We start from the raw sequence: 1492 nt of genomic DNA on the forward strand, positions 1-1492 counted from the left end.
AATCGCTCGGCGCGGCCATAATCGCAGAGTTTCCTGACCGAGGTGAATCCGCCCGATCCGCAGATCGCCCGAAACTTCAAGAGATGCTTCGCTACATCGCGGAGACCCCCGTCGACTACGTCATCGTCCACAAGGTGGACCGCCTCGCACGCAACCGCGCCGACGACGTCACCATCAACCTGGCAATCCAGAAGAGCGGTGCACAGCTGGTCTCTGCTACCGAGAATATCGACGACACGGCATCCGGCATGCTGCTACACGGCATCATGAGTTCCATCGCCGAGTTCTACTCACGAAACCTCGCCACCGAAGTCGTCAAAGGTATGGAGCAGAAAGCCCGAACCGGCGGCACCCCAGGACTCGCCCCGCTCGGCTACCGCAACGTCGCCGCTATCAACAGCGAGGGCCGCGAAGTCCGTACAGTCGACATCGATCCCGAACGCGGCCCGCTGATCACCTGGGCGTACGAGCAGTACGCCACCGGCGACTGGACGCTGCGCCAGCTCACCGAAGCACTTGAAGCTCGCGGATTCACCTCGCGGGGTATCCGCAACCGTCCGGGCAAGCCCATTCGGATCAATTCTCTAAGCACTATCCTGCGCAACCCCTACTATAAAGGTGACGTCATGTATCGCGAGGTCGCCTATCCAGGGCGACATGAGCCGCTGATCGATTCGCAGACGTGGGAACGTGTCCAAGTCGTCCTGGGTGAGCATGCAAGCGGCGAAAAACAGCGGGAGCATCCTCACTACCTCAAGTCATCGATCTTCTGCCGCTGTGGCAGCCGGCTAGTCATCACCATGTCCAAGAACCGACAGGGACGGGTGTACCCGTACTTCATGTGCATCGGGCGCCACCAGAAACGTAACGACTGCCTCCAAAAGGCCATCCCCATCGATGTCGCCGAAATGCTTGTCGAGGACCTCTACCGGGATGTCCAGCTCACCTCGGAACAGCGAAGCGTCGTCGCGCAAAACCTTCTCGCCGATCTATCCGCAGATCAGAAAGCCGCCGAAACTCAGCAGCGTGACCTTGCCACCCAGAAGGAGAGACTGCTCGCCGAACGCACCCAGCTTCTCCGCGCCCACTACGCCAATGCCGTCCCCCTTGACCTCCTCAAGTCCGAACAAGATCGCATCGCACGCCAACTGGCCAGCATCGACGAACAAACGAACGCCGTGACCGCGACGACGGCTGAGATCGAACACAACCTGCACCTGGCGCTCCAGTACGCCGAGAACTGCTACTACGGATACCTCAACGCCGAACCACCCATCCGACGGCTCTACAACCAAGCATTCTTCGAACGCATCGAACTCAGTGAGCACGACGCAACCGGCACTCTCAACCAACCGTTCGACGCGATCCGCGCCGCCGTATCGACCGCCGACGACGTCGCTCTGACCAAACGCCCGCGCGTCACACGCGATGACCACGCAGGACAGAACAAACCCGCGCACGATGACGCGGGTTTGAAAGAATCCGTATTGGT

At 60.3% G+C, this 1492-nt stretch carries 1 protein-coding gene; it reads left to right on the plus strand.

Features of this window, described 5'->3' with window-relative positions:
* Positions 1 to 20: 20 nt before the first annotated feature.
* A partial coding sequence (locus GOACH_RS22945) for a recombinase family protein (protein ID WP_245552007.1) occupies positions 21 to 1492 on the plus strand: 1472 nt, incomplete at its 3' end.

Origin of the sequence: Gordonia aichiensis NBRC 108223 (assembly GCF_000332975.1) — a bacterium.
GTDB lineage: Bacteria > Actinomycetota > Actinomycetes > Mycobacteriales > Mycobacteriaceae > Gordonia > Gordonia aichiensis.